This window comes from uncultured Desulfovibrio sp. (assembly GCF_944324525.1).
Classification (GTDB): domain Bacteria; phylum Desulfobacterota; class Desulfovibrionia; order Desulfovibrionales; family Desulfovibrionaceae; genus Desulfovibrio.
Genome location: NZ_CALUWS010000057.1, coordinates 1 through 16045 on the forward strand (window position 1 = coordinate 1; position 16045 = coordinate 16045).

At 60.4% G+C, this 16045-nt stretch carries 14 protein-coding genes; 8 read left to right on the plus strand and 6 right to left on the minus strand.

Annotated features, from left to right (window positions below; genetic code table 11):
- The 6 genes from Q0K12_RS11095 to cas3 form a co-directional block, all read right to left on the minus strand.
- Positions 1 to 276: a CRISPR-associated endonuclease Cas1 gene (locus Q0K12_RS11095; RefSeq protein WP_297262946.1), complete on the minus strand. Its 276-nt coding sequence runs from the start codon at positions 274 to 276 to the stop codon at positions 1 to 3.
- Positions 273 to 878 (minus strand): CRISPR-associated protein Cas4, encoded by a 606-nt coding sequence (gene cas4 / locus Q0K12_RS11100; RefSeq protein ID WP_297262948.1) that lies wholly within the window; start codon positions 876 to 878, stop codon positions 273 to 275. The genes Q0K12_RS11095 and cas4 overlap by 4 nt, the downstream gene beginning before the upstream one ends.
- 13 nt (positions 879 to 891) lie before the next feature.
- A complete protein-coding gene (gene cas7c / locus Q0K12_RS11105; RefSeq protein ID WP_297262950.1) occupies positions 892 to 1749 on the minus strand; it encodes a type I-C CRISPR-associated protein Cas7/Csd2 in 858 nt (285 codons plus the stop codon).
- A 12-nt stretch (positions 1750 to 1761) separates the two neighbouring features.
- Complete coding sequence (gene cas8c, locus Q0K12_RS11110; protein ID WP_297262951.1) at positions 1762 to 3516, minus strand: type I-C CRISPR-associated protein Cas8c/Csd1; 1755 nt, start codon at positions 3514 to 3516, stop codon at positions 1762 to 1764.
- Complete coding sequence (gene cas5c, locus Q0K12_RS11115) at positions 3504 to 4175, minus strand: type I-C CRISPR-associated protein Cas5c (protein ID WP_297262954.1); 672 nt, start codon at positions 4173 to 4175, stop codon at positions 3504 to 3506. The genes cas8c and cas5c overlap by 13 nt, the downstream gene beginning before the upstream one ends.
- A 255-nt stretch (positions 4176 to 4430) precedes the next feature.
- On the minus strand, positions 4431 to 6749 hold the full coding sequence (cas3, locus tag Q0K12_RS11120; protein ID WP_297262956.1) for a CRISPR-associated helicase Cas3': 2319 nt from the start codon (positions 6747 to 6749) through the stop codon (positions 4431 to 4433).
- 913 nt (positions 6750 to 7662) lie between these two features.
- Here cas3 and Q0K12_RS11125 point away from each other — a divergent pair.
- From Q0K12_RS11125 to tssI (Q0K12_RS11160), 8 genes are all read left to right on the plus strand, one after another.
- Positions 7663 to 8184: an Hcp family type VI secretion system effector gene (locus Q0K12_RS11125; RefSeq protein WP_297262958.1), complete on the plus strand. Its 522-nt coding sequence runs from the start codon at positions 7663 to 7665 to the stop codon at positions 8182 to 8184.
- A 457-nt stretch (positions 8185 to 8641) separates the two neighbouring features.
- Positions 8642 to 10129: a type VI secretion system tip protein TssI/VgrG gene (gene tssI / locus Q0K12_RS11130; protein ID WP_297262961.1), complete on the plus strand. Its 1488-nt coding sequence runs from the start codon at positions 8642 to 8644 to the stop codon at positions 10127 to 10129.
- Positions 10084 to 10689, plus strand: a complete 606-nt coding sequence (locus tag Q0K12_RS11135; protein ID WP_297262963.1) for a hypothetical protein — start codon at positions 10084 to 10086, stop codon at positions 10687 to 10689. The genes tssI (Q0K12_RS11130) and Q0K12_RS11135 overlap by 46 nt, the downstream gene beginning before the upstream one ends.
- Before the next feature lie 21 nt (positions 10690 to 10710).
- Complete coding sequence (locus Q0K12_RS11140) at positions 10711 to 11694, plus strand: DUF4123 domain-containing protein (protein ID WP_297262965.1); 984 nt, start codon at positions 10711 to 10713, stop codon at positions 11692 to 11694.
- Positions 11691 to 13163: a hypothetical protein gene (locus tag Q0K12_RS11145; RefSeq protein ID WP_297262967.1), complete on the plus strand. Its 1473-nt coding sequence runs from the start codon at positions 11691 to 11693 to the stop codon at positions 13161 to 13163. Before Q0K12_RS11140 ends, Q0K12_RS11145 begins: the two co-directional genes overlap by 4 nt.
- A gap of 95 nt (positions 13164 to 13258) precedes the next feature.
- Entirely contained in the window at positions 13259 to 14365 is a 1107-nt protein-coding gene (locus Q0K12_RS11150; protein WP_297262969.1) for a type VI immunity family protein, read from the plus strand.
- Positions 14366 to 14384: 19 nt separating this feature from the next.
- A complete protein-coding gene (locus Q0K12_RS11155; RefSeq protein WP_297262971.1) occupies positions 14385 to 14603 on the plus strand; it encodes a hypothetical protein in 219 nt (72 codons plus the stop codon).
- 341 nt (positions 14604 to 14944) lie between these two features.
- A partial coding sequence (gene tssI, locus Q0K12_RS11160) for a type VI secretion system tip protein TssI/VgrG (protein WP_297262973.1) occupies positions 14945 to 16045 on the plus strand: 1101 nt, incomplete at its 3' end.

Genomic DNA, 16045 nt, shown 5'->3' on the forward strand with positions numbered 1-16045 from the left:
TTAAAGGCAAAAATTCCAGTTAAGGTGCGCCTTATATCCCCGCCCTGAAGGGCGAGGCTTTACGGCGCGCTGGGTAACGGTTATGCCGAGCTGGGCGCAGCGTTCCAGCAGATACTGGCTGCAGGCGACATGGCCGAAACAGGCGATGGACTGCAGGGTATGCAGGGGGATCTTCCCCAGTTTTTCCCCTTCCAGAGAAAGGACGACGCACTCCCCCTCCTTGGACAGCCAGGTATCCTGCGTGGTGACAAACAGGGTGTTCAAATGCTGCTTCATCCCTCATCCTCGCATAACTTCCTGACATAGCGGGAAGCGGAATCCTCCGAAACGCCCGGCAGGCAACGATCCTTTAAGGAACAGGCGGCACAGGCCGCCTTTTCCCGGGCGGGCGGGATGACTCCTGTCTCGAGCAGCGCCCGCACCGCCTGGATGACGGCGGCCGTGCGTTCCCGCAAGGCCGCCGTGAACGTCACACGCTGCCGGCGGCGGGTACTGCCGTAATACAGTGCCCCTTCGGCAAGGGAAACGCCCAGCATCTCTTCCAGACAAAGAGCCTGGGCGCAGAGCTGCACGGCGTCCGCGTCATGATCGGGATGCGGGCGGCCCTTTTTGTATTCCACCGGGCAGGGAAGCCATGTGCCGCCTTCCTGCCGGAATTCCACCACATCCGCCCTGCCGTAGATCCCCCAGTATGCCGAGGCCAGTTCAAGATTGGTGACGGACTTCATACCGCCGCGCATCCGGCCGCCGGACGCATGCGCCGTTTCATGCAACAGCCTTCCCTCGGTCGTGTGGGCATTTTCCTGCCACACCTGCTCGATGTGGATCAGGGCGCACTGACGCGGACAAAAGGCATAGTGCTGGAGCGCGGACAGCATGACCTCCCTCATCTTAGAGCTTTTCCTCCACGCTGACGCCTTCGGGGCAGGGGCCAGACAGGCCGACGGCATAATCCGCAAAGGCGCGTGCCGGCCCTTCGCCGACGCGGCGGCACTGCACGAGGTCAAAGAGGGTCTGCGCCGGGGCATTGCCCATGCGGTTCTCATGCCGGAAGACAAAGAGTTTGCGGCTGCTCATCTTGCCGCGGGCGGCGGAGCGGTCGTTTTCAAACATCCGCGTCAGGGCCTCCCAGAGCAGGTTGACGTCCTCATCGGAAAAGCCCGTCTTTTCCGCCAGCGGCGCGGAGATGAAGCCTTCCATGCGGTACAGGCCGTAGGGCACGATGAACTTGCGCCCCATCGTCCGCTCATTGTCCCGGTCCTTGGCATTGGTGACGGCCATGCGCGTGATGCTCACCTCGGCGGGCACGATGGCTTCCACGCTGCGGGCAAAGGTGAACTGCACCGGGCCGCGCACCTGTCCGCAGTTGACTTCCGTCGTCATGACCGCGCCGAAGGTACGCACGTCATAGAAGTTGTCGCACATCCAGCGGGTGAGGGCGCGCGCCTCTTCTTCCTTCTTGGGCAGCTTTTTGGCCTCGGATTTCAGAGAGAGGGCCGTATAGGCTTCGGCATGACGTTCGTTCAGCACGGCCTTTTCCTGCACATAGATGCGGAAACGCTCCTTTTCGCCCTGCGCCAGCTCCACATAATTGCGCACCTTGCGCTTGAGGCAGACGTCCGTCACCAGGCCGTGCCCGGTCTCGGGGTCGAGGCGGGGCATGTTGCCCGCATCGGGATCGCCGTTGGGATTGCCGTTCTCCACATCAAAAAACAGGACAAAATCATAACGATGGGCAATGGCGGTCATTGTTTTTCCCTCCTATTCCTCGCCCGCGTCAGGCTGCGCGGTGTCGTTCTTGCGATAATTGGCATTGTTCTGGTGATAATAGCCCAGCATGAAGCGCCCCTGATCCTCCAGCGAGAGAGTGGCGGGAAAATCGCTCATGCCGGCGAGTATGTCGCCGACCTGCCGGCTGAATCGGACATCGTAGCCGTCGAACTGATTCTTTTTGGCCTTGGTGACGTGGTGCTGCGCCAGACGCAGCAGCATGGGAAAGACCAGACGCGGCGTGGCCGAGGCCGATCCGATGTAGCGTTCCCGCAGAGGGGCATTGACCTCCCTCCCCAGAGCGTCGCGCTGCGCCTTTTCCAGTAGGGCAAAGACTCTGCCCAGCCGGTAACCGATGTTGTCTTCATCCGTATTTAGTGTCGTCATGTCCTTTTCCTCATGTTTGTTGCGGCAGAGCCAGGCCTTGATCAGAGCCGCCCGAAAATAGTCCGGCCGCCGTTCGGCATGGATGCGGGCAAGCACCACGCCGAGCAGGCTTTCCGGCAGTCTGCCCCCGCTCAGGATGACGCGGCCGAGCTGTCCCGCCAGCGCGGGCGGCACTATCTTGTTCCTGCCCGGGGTGCTTATGCGGTCCAGCAGCAGCCAGAGCGGCGGGAATTCCGGTTCCTTTTCCGGGAACTGCCGTTCCAGCGCCAGATCCGCGTACCAGCGGCCGCAGTGGCGCAGCATGTCCCCCAGGGTGGAGGACAGCCAGAAGCGCACGCTCAGGCGGGCGGCATTGGGGGCCAGCCCCAGCGCAAAGAAGCGTACGTCCGGCGACAAGGCGGCGTCCGCCTCATTGAGCGGGCTGCCCCGCCGCAGGGCCAGCAAAATGGCCTTGAGCCGCTCCACCTGCGTTCTGTCCTGCGGGGAATCGTCGGAAGAGGTGAGATCAAAGAGATCCCCGAGGCAGCTTTCTTCCGGCACGGGCGCATCCGCCCAGAAGACCAGGCTGGTATCCGCGATGCGCACCATCTGCCGGTGTTCCCGCGCCAGCAGATAGTTCAGGGCAGAGGTGTAGGCCGCCGCGGCCTCTTCGCTGACCGGCGCGTTGAAGCTCTGCTCCTTGCCATAGGACTCAAACGCCGGGCAGTTGAAGGAAACCAGGGCGGCCCCGGAACTTTGCGCCCCCACGACGCCCTTGACCGAGGGATGGATCCGCGCGATGGGGCCGGCCTCGCCGCTGACGAGGCAGATGCCCCGGCCCGCCCCGGCATCGTCCGCCCGCCGCGCGGCCCGCCAGATCTCCCGCAGGGCCGGGACATCATGCAAGAAGCCCTCTTCGCCCGTCAGGCGGAAGACCACATTGCTGTCGAGCAGCGCCTCGCGCACGTCCAGCGCGGCAAAATGCGCCGGCTGCCAGCGTTCCAGAAAGGCCAGCAGAGCCACGGCATGCGTATCCGTGCAGCCGGCAAGCAAACGCTGGTGCAATTCGCGAAAGGCCGCCGCCGTCTGCCGGGTACGCTGTTCCTTGCCTTTGCCGTCCACCCCCAGCGCATAGCCGGTGTTGTCCCACAGGAAATTGGCGGCAACATTGCTTGCGCGCGGCACTCGCGCCGGGACGAAGAGCCGCTGTCCTCTGCCCTTGCCGTCACGCAGGTCCGCCACGGCGATCAGATCGCCCGCCGTGTCGATCTCCAGGGCAAAGGAGATGTTTTCCGCGGTCATGCCGTCCGGGGGCATGCCGGAATCCGCGCTCCGCGTCATGCGCTCATAAAAGCGGCAAAGCTCGTTCAGATACGACATAGCGTCTCCCTCTTCCAGCGGGCCACATCGATGATGCCCTGCTCCAGGCGCGGCCGGTAGAACATGGGCCGCATGCCGTGCGCAAAATCCAGGTCATAGAGCATCAGGCCCAGATCGCGCGGAGCGTCCGCCCGCAGGGCCGACTCCGGCAGGTCTTCCTCCTCGCCGAGCAGAGAAAAGTAGGCCGGGAATTCCCGGCAGCCGAGACAGGGCTGCTGGAAGCAGGCCCCGCGCGCGGCCCGACGGCGAAAGATGTCGATATGCTTGCCTTCGTTATCTTCAGGCCCGGCCTTGTCCGTCAGCTCAAAGGACGCTTCGATGACATAGGCCACATGGCGCAGCACCAGGGATGCCCGCTGCTGCCGCGTATCCTCCACGCTCAGGGAAAGATTTTTCCCCTTTGTCGCCGCCTCCCTGATCTCTCTGGGGGCAGGCCCCTTCTTCCCGACTTCATTGCGGCGAATGCTGTCAAAGACGATGGGATTGAGCACATGGATGCGCTCCACTTCCCACCTGATGGCGGGCTTCCAGTGGATGGCTTCCAGTATGCCGCGCGCCGCCGAAGGGGTCGGCACGTCGTAGCTCATGCGTTCCGCCTTGTTTTCCGGGCGTGTGAACAGGGCATGTTCTCCCCAGACTTTCAGCCGTACGCCTCTCATGCGGGCCTCCTTGCCTAATAAGGATATATAGCTAAAGTTGATACCAGATTTCATATATGAAGAAAAGGGGGAAACGCCTCCTCCCCCTTTCCCTCGAAAACTACGTTAGACCGGATTCGCATTGAAATTGTGCCCGATTTCCATGCTGACGCTGCCCTCACACTACGGAAAAAGCGTGGTTTTTCCGTGTGTTCGCTTGTGGGTAGTCGCTCTCGCGACTACCAGAGCAATCCACATTTTCAATGTGGAATTGCTCTAAAAAAGCAGATCCGCCACGGGCAGGCCCTGCTCCAGGGCGACGTCGAGGCCGAGGCGTTCGTTGTAGCCCTGCCCGCCGCGCAGGACATGCAGGAATCCCTTCACGCTGTCGATGCGGCCGTCCCGCCGCATCAGTTCCAGCTCATGCGGATAGACCTGCACCGTATGGCGCTGCAGCCTGCGCAGGATGGCGGGCGAGAGCATGCCGTCCTCCACCTGCCGGATGAGTTCCGCCGCTTCCCCCCGCTCCACGATGACGCTCTCCGTCTGCTCGTCGATGAAGCGGAAACGGCGCGCCGTCGTCTCGAAGCGAAAATGCTCCGGCACTCTGCCGGGAGGATTGTCCGCCCGCAGATCCGCAAGTATGCCTTCTTCATCCAGACTGGGGCAGGCGGCGTACAAGGCCTGAAAATAATCGCGCACGCTGTCGGGAGCAAAGGGATCCTCCTTCCCGGCCACGGCATCGAAGGCCTGACGGCGGCGGGCCAGCTCGGCGGCGCGTTTCGGCAGGGGTTTGTCCGACGTGAAGCAGTATACGCGTCCCGCGGCGGCCTCCCCTTCCCTGTTGCAGCGCCCGGCGGACTGAGCCAGCACGTCAAGTCCGTTCTTCTCCCGCCAGACCACCGGGAAGCTGATATCCACCCCGCACTCGATGAGCGAAGTGCTGATGACGCGGCACGGCAACCCGGCCGCCAGCCGTTCCCGCATGATGCGCACGGTCCGGCTCCGGTGGTGCGGGGTCATGCGCGCGCTGAGATGCAGGTTTGCCTCGCTCTCTTCCAGAAGGAGGAAGAGTTCCCGGGCATGCCGGCGGGAATTGACGATGCAAAGCACCTGCCGCTCTCCGGACAGGCGTCGCGCCAGGGTCTCGTCATCCAGCACGCCGGTCTGTTCCAGCCGTGTGCGTTGGAAGATGCGGAACAGGGGCGGCAAAGCCGCGGGGGGGATGATGTGCGTGATCTCCTCCTCACGGAACCCGTCCGCAAGGCAGGCCGACCGCATGAGCGCCGGTTGCGTGGCCGTACACAGCAGCACGGAACAGCCGTAGTGCCGCGTCAGCAGGCGCAGGGCCGCGACGCAGGGCTGCACCAGGGGGATGGGCAGCATCTGCACTTCATCCAGGATGATCACGCTGCCCGCCACATTATGCAGTTTGCGGCAACGGGAGGGACGATCGGCAAAAAGCGATTCGAAGAACTGCACCGATGTCGTCACGATGACATGGGCATCCCAATTCTCCGTACTCAACTTGTAAGCAAGGGCGGCACGCGCATCACCGTCTTCCCGCTCCTCTTCCGGGTGCAGGAAATTGCTGTGATGCTCCAGCACGGCGTCATCCCCCAGCACCTGCCGGAAGACCTCGGCATTCTGCTCGATGATGCTCGTATAGGGGACGACGAGGATGATGCGCCGCAAGCGGTGCGCGCGAGCATGGCGCAGGGCAAAGGCCAGCGAGGAAAGCGTCTTGCCGCCGCCCGTGGGCATGGTGAGGGAGAATGCCCCGGGAGGCGCTTCCGCCGCCCGGCAGCAGCATTGCAACATGTAGCGCCGCGCCGTGGCGATGGCCGCGCGCCGCTCCTCACTGCCGCAAGCCGTTGCCGCCCCGGCATGCAGATGCTCTTCCGTCACCTCGGGGCCGCTCAGAAAGCCGCGCTCGCTCATGGCTGCCGCAAAGCGTTGCGCCAGCTCCGCCAATGACGGCCATGCAGGGCGCAGCGCGGCCCGGTCCGCCGCACAAAAGGCTTCGGTATCCAGAAAATCCGCATCCACCAGACAGGAATAGAGCATGCGCAGGAGGAAGCTGACGGCAAAGGGGTCGGGCTTTCTGCCCTCAAGGCACATGAGGGCTTGCAGTTCCCGCCAAAAGGTCATGGACGGAGGAAGCGCCGCACAGCCCTCGGCCCGCCAGTCCGGCACGTCACGCGCCCGCGCTCCGTACAGGCGCCAGGCCAATGTCCCTTCGGCGGCTTCCGCGCCGTGATCGGGCATGCCGCCATGATGCCCCAGCAGGGGATATGCCAGCAGACGGGCCAGCAGCCTGCCCGCGTCGGGACGGGCCTCCTCCCCCCACTGGCGCATGAGGTACAGACAGGCCGCCGAACTGTGATCCACACGGCCGGGCCTGCCGCGCAGACGTTGCTGGAAGGCGTCCGACCGCTTGCCGGTATCATGGATCTTGCCGAGCAGAGAGGCCGTTTCCGGCGTTCCCCAGACAGCGGCAAAGTCCGCCGCCAGACGGGAAACGCCCGCATGGTGGGCTTCCAGCGTCTGCCAGTCGGTTTCCGGGTGATCCGGCAGAGAATGGGCGTACAGCATAGTGCTCTCCCCTGTTGCCCGCGACGGTTGCCGCCTCTGTACAGTACAGCGGCGTTTGTTTTCGCCGGCATGGCTGCGATTGGCGGAAGCAGCCAGAACGGCACGCGGGCCTGCCTCCATGACCGGGCTGCTTCTTTCCCCAGATCGCTCCCTTTTCCTGATCTGTTTTTTGCTGGCCTTGTCGCATCTTCTTTCAAGCATGTCAAACTTCCCCTCGCTGGTCGAGAAGGAATGATTTTGCAATGGAACGGCACGCCCGCCGCTGTTGTGTCACAGGTTTAAATGCAAGCCGCGCACTGCCAGAAAAGAGAAAACGCGAGGCAGAGGCGCAGAACTTCCCGGCCGAAACCAAGCGAAAAACCACGCTTTTCCACGAAACGACAGGCTGTTACAAGAATGCCACAATCGTACCTTGACTAATCAACTCTGGCAAGAAACACAGCGCATCGCTTAAAGCAGTCCCTCGGCGGCATATGCTTCGCGTCGCAATGTAGCGAAAAAGAGTAAAGTATATACCTATAAAGTTAAAACTTTTCCCCCGGCGTTTCATGCCGTCGCCAGCGGTTGATCCGCATACGGCATCGCGGACAAAATTGTCCTCGCGCTCATAACGTATTGTTTTTATTAGGCGACAAAACTGTCCATCGTATTTTATCGTTATTTTTCAACGAGTTATGTAAAAATCCTCTGCATGGCCCGCAAGCGCGGCGGACAGATTTGTCCGCCATTCTTTTTATGTTATTTCAAAATGTTAGTGGAAATATTGCCCTGACTCCCTTTTGGCGCGGGACAAAACTGTCCGTCCGGCTGGAAAATCGCCATCTTAACCACCTGAAATATATAGATGAATATTTGGCATGTTCATTGCTTAAAGGAAAACTGATATTCACCTTTTACCGCAGGAGCATCGCATATGCCCGTACCCGCATACCTTTCCGTGACTGGAGAACATCAGGGTCTCATCACCGCCGGCAACTTCACCGAGTCTTCCGTCGGCAACATCTATCAGGAAGGCCATGAAGACGAATGCCTTGTCGAGGCGTTCAGCCATACCATCATGCTGCCCCGCGACCCCCAGTCCGGCCAGCCTTCCGGTCAGCGCGTCCACAAGGCGCTGAAGATCACCAAGGTCATTGACAAGTCCTCCCCCCTGCTCTTCCGCGCCCTGACCGCGGGCGAGCGCCTGCCCAAGGTGGAGATGAAGTTCTACCGCACGTCCGCCGCCGGCACGATGGAGCACTATTTCACCATCGCGCTTGAGGACGCCATCATCGTGGACATCACCTCCTACATGCCCAACTGTCAGGACCCCGCGCAGGAGCATTTCACGCACCTCGAGGATGTTTCCTTCACCTACCGCAAGATCGTCAAAACGCACGAGATCGCCAGCACGTCGGAAAGCGACGACTGGCGCGCCATGTCTTCCAAGGGCTAGCGTGCCGGGCGCTCTCCGCAAGGGGAGCGCCCCCCTTTCCGGCGCGGCCGCGCACTGCCCGGAGGCCGTGCATGCGGCTGGGGCCTGCGTCTTTTCATGGCGGCGATCAGCCGGACACATCTTTTCGCTGAAAGGCTGCCGGTGCGCGCCTCCCGATCCGGACGCCGTGACGGCAAAGCCCGGTGCGGCAGGCCCCCGCGCCGTACGGGCCGATCCCTTCAGCCTGTGCGGTGCGCGCCTTTGCCGTTTCCCGGCCCGTCGTTGTAGAGCGCTTTCTTTTTTTCAAAGAGAAAACGCGAGGCGGCGGCACAGCGCCGTCCGGCCAAAACCAAGCGGAGAAAGCGCGCGTTTTCCGCGAAACGCCAGGCCGGACAAAAAATGCTCTACGGCGCGCAGACTTGCCGCTGCCTGCCGCGGCAGGTCCTGAACCCGGCAGGCGTTGCCGAAAGGAGTCTCCATGTCATTCCCAAAAGCCAACGACGCATGGTTCCGTTTCTTTGTTTCCGGCAGGCCGGACCTTGCGGTGTACGCCTTTTCAGGGGTGGAGCGGATCAGCAGACCGTACAGCTTCAGCATCGATCTGGTAAGCCTGTTCGAGCGCGAACCCCTTGCCGCCCTGGTCGGGAAGGAGGCCTGCCTGTCCATTGCCGACCGTTCGGGGGCGTCGCGCCTTGTGCATGGCGTCATTCTGGAAATGGAGCAGCTGCATACCGCCAACCTCCGCACGCTCTACCGCTGCCGGCTAGTGCCACGCCTCTGGTTTCTCGGCCTGCGGCGCAATTATCGCATCTTCCAGAACAAGACCGTGCCGGAGATCATCACCAGCATTCTGGAAGAACAGAAATTCACGCAGGAAACCTTTGCCTTCAAATGCCGCGAGACCTATCCGCCCCGCGAATACTGCGTGCAGTACGGGGAGTCCGACCTGCACTTCATCTCCCGCCTCTGCGAGGAGGAAGGCATCTATTACTATTTCGAGCATGCCCTGAACCGGCATTGCCTCTGCTTTTCGGACGCGCAGGGCGGCCCGAGCATCGGCGGACAGTCCCGCATCCGCTATGTGCCCGGGTCAGGCCAGACGCCCGATACCGCCGTCGTTTCCCGCGCGGCGCTTCGCGCCCGGAGCGTCAGCGATCAGGCCACCCTGCGCGACTGGAGCTTTCTTACGCCGTCCACCGTTCTGGAGGACTCCGAGCTGGAGTCGGACGCCTCCAAAGCGCCCATTGCGCCGGGAGTGCGCGCCGAGACCTACGCGTATCCCCATATCTTCCAGACGGCCGCCGAGGCGCAACGCTATACCGGCATCCAGCTGTTGCGGCAGCTGACGTTTCAGACGTGGCTGGAGGCCGAATCCGACGTATCCCGCTTTTTGCCCGGCTTCACCTTCACGCTATACGGGCATGAATCGGCGCGCTGCAATGGCGTCTGGTGGATAAGCGGGGTCACGCATCGCGGCGAACAGCCGCAGGTGCTGGAGCATGAAGCGCCGGATCGCGGCATGAGCTATGCCGCCACGCTGCTGGCCATCCCGGAGAAGACCCGCTACGTCCCGGAGCTGGCGCATCCGGCACAGCGCATCCTGGGGACGCAGACGGCCGTCGTCACCGGCCCGGACAGCGAAGAGGTTCACCCCGACGAATACGGCCGGGTGAAGGTGCAATTTTTCTGGGATCGGAAAGGGAAATGGGACGAAAAGACCAGCTGCTGGGTTCGCGTCGCGCAGGGCTGGGCCGGAACGGAATTCGGCGGCATGGCCCTGCCCCGCATCGGGCACGAGGTCGTCGTGTCCTTTCTGGAGGGCAACCCGGACAGGCCGCTCATCACGGGGCTGGTCTACAATGCCGCCAGCATCCCCCCTACGCGCTGCCGGCGCACAAGACGCGGACCATCTTCAAAAGCATGTCCACCCCCGGCGGCAAGGGGAAGCGCGGCTTCAACGAGCTGAGCATAGAGGACAAAAGCGGCGCCGAGGCCGTCGTGGTCCACGCGGAAAAGGATGTGAACATCCATGTCAAAAATGACTGGAAAGAGCATATCCTGCACGACCGGCATCAGGTGACGGATCGCCACACCAGCGTCGAGACGCACGGAGAGACGCACGAACTCCTGCGCGGCCAGCGCAAGACGGAGCTGGACTCCGCCGATCACCTGACCGTCCGCGCGGACAGCCATACCCGTGTGGACACGCAGTGGCTGCTGAAGGCCGGCACGGAAATCCACATTGCCGCGGGCGAGCGGATGGTGCTTGAGGCCGGTAGCGAGCTGACGGTCAAGACGGACGATTCCTGGCTGAAGCTGGATGCCTCCGGCGTCCGCATCCAGGGCCCGGCCATTCGCCTGGGCGGCGGCGGTTCGGCGGCTGAAGGCACGCCCGCGAAACCGCTTCTGCCGCAGTCCGGCGAAGGGCCTGACGTGCCCGCACCCCCGGAATTCGTGCCGCCGCCCAGAGACTGCCTGTGCCGTGCCGCGCAGGGCAAGAATCCCTGTGTCGCCTTTTCCCAGTAGTCCGGCAAGGAGCCATGCCCCATGAACGATACCACGCTCACCATCGAAGCCTGCGGCCCCAGCGCGAACCGCCAGCTCATCGCGCGTCTGCTGGCTGCGGAGGGCCACATCCACGTCCTTATCGACAATGCGCTGGAAGCCGCTGCCCGTGTGATCCGGGACCGCTTCTCCGGCTTGCCGCAACTCGCGGTCTATGCCGGCACGGAGCTGGCCGGGGTGGCGGATGTCGGGCCGCAGCTCATCACCCTGCCCAAAGACAAACGCTTTCTCTATCACGCCCTGCGCGGCAACTGGCGGGACTGCCCTTATGCGCTGCTGACGTCGCCGCGGACAAAGGAGGAGCTGGCGCGATTTTTTTCCTTTCGTACGCAGGTCCGGCTGGAGAACTACGACATCTTTCTCTTCAGATTCCAGGACGTCGCCCTGCTGCGGCCCTTGCTGCGCTCCCTTCCCGCGCAACGGGCCATGCGCTTCTTCGGCCCGGTGGAAAACCTGTTCTGGCCGGAGACCGACATGCGCTATCAAACGCAGTGGTACGGCTGTCACTTCCCGTCCATGTCGCACGACGCCTTCCAGCTTCTCCTGCAGATCGAGGCCGGGCGGCTCCCTCCCTGCTGGCACGCCGGCGATGAGGAATGGAAAGCCTTCAAGGACTGTTACCTTGAGGATGTCGCGCTCGTCGATCTGTGCCGTTCGCTGCTCAAAAGACGTTGCAGGCTGCTCCTGCCGCTTTCCGATGCCGAGATACGGGAACGGGTGGGCAAAACGGTGGCCATTGCCCAGTCCTTCGGCCTGGAATCGCAGGCGGATATTGACAGCTTCTGCCATCTGGAGCTGGACGACTTCCCCGGGATGCACCAGCACCCGGCGGTGGCGGAGATCCTGCGGCAGCCGGCCCGCTTTCCGGGACATAAGATGTATGACCTTGTCGAGCTGGGTCTGAAAGGCTGGGACGAGGTGAGCCTGTTTGCGGAAGAATGCCAGGACGAGGAGGAAGGAAAATGAGCCCGCATGGCTTTTCAACAGTTTGCCAAAAAACAGCAGTCCCTTTTGTCAGGGCCATGAACAATATACTCAATGCTGACAGCATGGCCGCAAAAGCCGCTTATGACAAGACAACGCCTCTGCAATGCTCCTCGCAAAAACGACCGGAAAAGGGCACGCCGGAAGAGGCGGCACAAAATAACGCGCAGGCCGATCCCGAGAAGGAAAAAGAACTCAGGCAGGCAATGGAAGACAAGATGCTCTGCGAGGTCATGTGCTGCTGCGACCGGCATCCCGCGAAAAGCTCCAACCCAAATACAAAGAGAAATCTTCATCAGACATGCGTGAAAGATGTCTTCGATCGTGTCAATGGGATACGCGATGATAATTACAAACGCCATGAACATTTGCCCAACTCACGCTATGCGGCCGAACTGTCCATAAACACGGGGAAAAACAATAAATCCGGAAAGAACGTGAGTGCGTATGTGGGACGCGGCATAATGAATCCCAAAGGGCCAAAGAAAAACTCCGGGGAACGCCTTGTCCGCCCCGATATGGCCATGCTGAGCGGCAATTTTGCCCAGAAGGGAGAAATAAAGATTGATGATATAGAGCGATTCGTGGAAATGAAGTTTCCCACGGAAGATGGAGATATTACTGAAACAGTTAAACAGATTTTTGAATATCATGAGTTTGGACGCCCTGTGCATCTCATGCAACGATGTGAAAATAATAGTACAGAAAATATGTTTATTGATGAAGCTTTTGAAGTGTACAAAGAAAAAGAAATTAAAAAGATAAAAGAAAAATATGAAAAAAATACAGTAGGAAACAGAAATACAGAAGAAATAAAGAATAAAGAGATTTCATCTCTAGAAAATACTAGTTATAATAAGAAGAAAAAAATTATACAAGAAGAGCTCAAGATCGAGCTAAAATGTTGCAACTGCCTGAAAGGGCAGGCTGCCAAGGCAGGGGCGAGGCAAGCAAACCAGGTGGTAGACACGCCCGCAAGCGAGAGTGCAGGCAATCCGGCCAAGGAGGCCCAAAAGGCAATCGACGAGGTCAAGAGCAAGCTATCTGATTTTGAGACGAAGCATGGCGAGGCTGCGCAACAGATTCAGGAGATGAAAAATCTAGTACAGTCAACCCAATCAGCTTCTTCTAAGCTTGCGCAACAGTACCAAAAAAACTATTCTGAACTCCAAGAGTGTCTGGACGAGACTTTTGGTGCGGCTCTGGCCGCAGAGGCTGCTTTCGGCCAAGCGGAGAAGGAGCTGGAAAAAGTGGATAAGGCATTGCAAAAAGCTGCAACGCAAGACAAGGCCTCCCAGGAAAAAATAAACACAGAGCTAGAAAATACGCTTGAAGGCTTAAAATCGAAATTTAACAAAAAAGGAGTTCCGATGCAAAATATCGCAAAATTGCGTTTCAAGGCTGCGATTACCATGACTAAATTCCTCTCCAAAAGTAAACAGCTTCCCTAAGGTTAGCCTGCTTGAGTGGCCGGATGGTTTTCGGCGATCATTGAATAAGGCCGTGTGTAAAAATTTTTTCGATATAGCACAGAGGAGCCAATGATATGAGCATGGAACAGGACAAGGAACGTCTTCGCGAGGCGCTGGACAATTTTCTTCTGATCTCGCCGGCCTTTGACAAGTTGCCCGCAGGGAGAGTCGCCCTGACCTGCACCCTCTACTTCAAGAATGCGCACCTGCCGGAAGTGCAGGAGACCGTCTGCAAGTGCGCCAAGGAATACATTGCCCTCATCGGCCCGGAGGCAAAAAGTTCCATCAGCGGCTCGCCCGCCCGCTTTCATCTGGCAAAGAACGGCAAGGTCACGCCCCCGAGGGTCTCCACCTTCCGTAAAGCGCAGGAAAGCGGCAGACGCCCGGCGGCACGATATTGCGTATTCTCCCATGCCTCCGGCGAGGAATTTGACAGACTGCCGCCCAAGTTCTCTCTGCATATCCTCTTGCAGCTTAGAGAGGATAACCTCCCGCTGGAACGCGCGACAAGTCTTTTCAGCGCGGTCTTTGCGCCCTCTTTTTTTCTGTTGGACAGGAACATCGAAGATTTCACGGCCCTGGTGCACAAGTGGTGCGATGCCCTCCGTCCCCATAGCGGCGCTGCCGGCTGGGGGATCAGTCAACAATGGGAAGAATTGAGTTTTATTTCTACACATAACCTGTGTACGCGGGAGCTGCTGCGGTATCCCGGCCTGGACTCTCCGGTACGCCCGCTTTTTCCTAGTAGGTTAGATCGTTTTGAAAACAATATCGCCAGCATCAATTGGCTGACCATCCTCTGTGACGATCTGGCGGAGCGCATCGGCGGGGAAGCGAGCCTGCGCGCCTTGGGTGAGGGCTACCCTCTCAGCCGCTATGACGGCGGCTACATCATCCAGGCCGGCCCCGAACCGGAATTGGGCGATCGCGACGAGGGCGACTTCCTCCCCCAGTACGGCAAGGTACACGATCTGCTGCGCCCGCTGTATCTGCCGCTGGAGAGTCTGACCTATCTCGCAAACAATGTTTATGATACTAATCCCCATACACTAGAAGTGAATTCCTCTTCAAACAGCATGCGGAACAGTTTTTTTGAAAGCTGGATGAACCGTTACTCTCCCGACAACGTGATCATCCCTCCGCTTTTCCGTGACGCCGGCCCTGAAGAGGATGAGGAATAAAGAAAATTGCGGAGGAGATATGAGCTACACCTTTCCCGACCCGAACGACCTTCTGGAAAGCTGCCGCCAGGAACTCGCGGCCGAAGCCGAGCCGCCCCAGCCCCCGCAGGGCGATGAAGAGGCCATGCGACGGCTCGAAGAGGAATGGCGACAAAAATCCGTTGCCCAATATGAAACCTTCCGGGCCGCGCTTGCCGCTGTGCAACACTGCCACGCGAGCGGCAACAGGCCGGCCTGACCCCTTAGCGCGCCGGCAGCCACATGCCGGCGCGCCGCTTTTTCCTCGCACGCCTGCCGCCCCGCGCGACTTCCCCGCCATATCGCCTCTCCCTTGCCGTCCTGGTCGGGAAGGAGGCCTGCCTGTCGACTGAGGGGGCAACCCTCTCAGCCTGCCCGTTTTCACGAATGCCACCTGTCGGTTTGCCCGTGCGGATGGGACGCTTTTCCGCTTCGTTTTTGAGCGGTTACAAAAAATAAATAAATTTATATATATTTCACCTCGACATATAGACAAGTCGGTTTTATGCTGTCGGCACAGGGCCCGACGCGGGCAATCCTCTACCATACGGGAGACGCGCTGTGCGACATGAAGCGAACACTGCCTGGTTTACCCTGACGCTCAATGGTCGTAAGGATTTTGCGGTATATTCCTTTTCAGGCCAGGAGGCCGTGTGCACGCCCTACGAATTTCGTGTCGAGCTGGTGCATCCCTCAGCCGATGAAAACCTCTGCGCCTTCATCGGTTCGCCCGCGCTGCTGCGCATAGCGGATCGCTCCGGCAAGGCTCGCCATGTCCACGGTCTGGTGCGCGAAATGCACCGCCTGCGGCGGGGCAATCACCTCACGCACTACGAGTGCCTCATCGTCCCCCGCCTCTGGTTTCTTGGTCAGACGCGCAATCATCGCATATTCCAGAACAAGAGCGTACCGGAGATCATTACTCTCCTTCTGGAAGGCCACCTTTTCACGGGCGAAACCTTCGCCTTCAAATGCCGCAAGACCTACCCGCCGCGCGAATACTGCGTGCAGTACGGGGAGTCCGATCTGCATTTCCTCTCCCGCCTTTGCGAGGAAGAAGGCATCTATTACTACTTCGAGCAGAGCGAAAGCCGGCATTGTCTCTGCTTTTCGGACATGCCGGGCGGTCCCCCCATCAGCGGGGAGTCCGATATTCGCTTTTTCCCCGGATCTGGGCAGCCGGCGGATACCGCCGTCGTATCCCGGCTGATGCTTTGTTCCCGGAGCGTCAGCGGTCAGGCCACCCTGCGCGACTGGAATTTTCTCCCCCGCGTGGCCGTATGGGAACAAAACGTCCAGCCCGGGGACTCCGCAAAGGCTCCCGGCGCGCCGGGCATCGCCTGCGAAACCTATCGCTATCCCGTCTTCTGCACGAGCGCGAAAGAGGTGCGGCGCTATGCCGGCATCCAGCTCGCACGGCAGCTCTCGCTCCAGACGAGCATCGAGGCCCAGTCGGATGTTGCCCGTTTTCTGCCGGGGCATACGTTTGCGCTGCATGGCCACGACCGGGAAGACATCAACGCCAAATGGTGGGTCGTCAGCGTTTCCTGCCGGGGGGAGCAGCCGCAGGTGCTGGGCCGCGAAGCGCCCGACCGCGGCATGGCCTATGCGGCCGGCCTGACGGCCATCCCGGAGACGACCCGCTTTGTCCCCGAGGTCGTC

Excerpts from the sequence above, each read along its gene's own strand:
- Q0K12_RS11095 (WP_297262946.1), bottom strand. The coding sequence starts at position 276 with ATGAAGCAGCATTTGAACACCCTGTTTGTCACCACGCAGGATACCTGG.
- cas4 (WP_297262948.1), bottom strand. The coding sequence starts at position 878 with ATGCTGTCCGCGCTCCAGCACTATGCCTTTTGTCCGCGTCAGTGCGCC.
- cas7c (WP_297262950.1), bottom strand. The coding sequence starts at position 1,749 with ATGACCGCCATTGCCCATCGTTATGATTTTGTCCTGTTTTTTGATGTG.
- cas8c (WP_297262951.1), bottom strand. The coding sequence starts at position 3,516 with ATGTCGTATCTGAACGAGCTTTGCCGCTTTTATGAGCGCATGACGCGG.
- cas5c (WP_297262954.1), bottom strand. The coding sequence starts at position 4,175 with ATGAGAGGCGTACGGCTGAAAGTCTGGGGAGAACATGCCCTGTTCACA.
- cas3 (WP_297262956.1), bottom strand. The coding sequence starts at position 6,749 with ATGCTGTACGCCCATTCTCTGCCGGATCACCCGGAAACCGACTGGCAG.
- Q0K12_RS11125 (WP_297262958.1), top strand. The coding sequence starts at position 7,663 with ATGCCCGTACCCGCATACCTTTCCGTGACTGGAGAACATCAGGGTCTC.
- tssI (WP_297262961.1), top strand. The coding sequence starts at position 8,642 with ATGTCATTCCCAAAAGCCAACGACGCATGGTTCCGTTTCTTTGTTTCC.
- Q0K12_RS11135 (WP_297262963.1), top strand. The coding sequence starts at position 10,084 with ATGTCCACCCCCGGCGGCAAGGGGAAGCGCGGCTTCAACGAGCTGAGC.
- Q0K12_RS11140 (WP_297262965.1), top strand. The coding sequence starts at position 10,711 with ATGAACGATACCACGCTCACCATCGAAGCCTGCGGCCCCAGCGCGAAC.
- Q0K12_RS11145 (WP_297262967.1), top strand. The coding sequence starts at position 11,691 with ATGAGCCCGCATGGCTTTTCAACAGTTTGCCAAAAAACAGCAGTCCCT.
- Q0K12_RS11150 (WP_297262969.1), top strand. The coding sequence starts at position 13,259 with ATGAGCATGGAACAGGACAAGGAACGTCTTCGCGAGGCGCTGGACAAT.
- Q0K12_RS11155 (WP_297262971.1), top strand. The coding sequence starts at position 14,385 with ATGAGCTACACCTTTCCCGACCCGAACGACCTTCTGGAAAGCTGCCGC.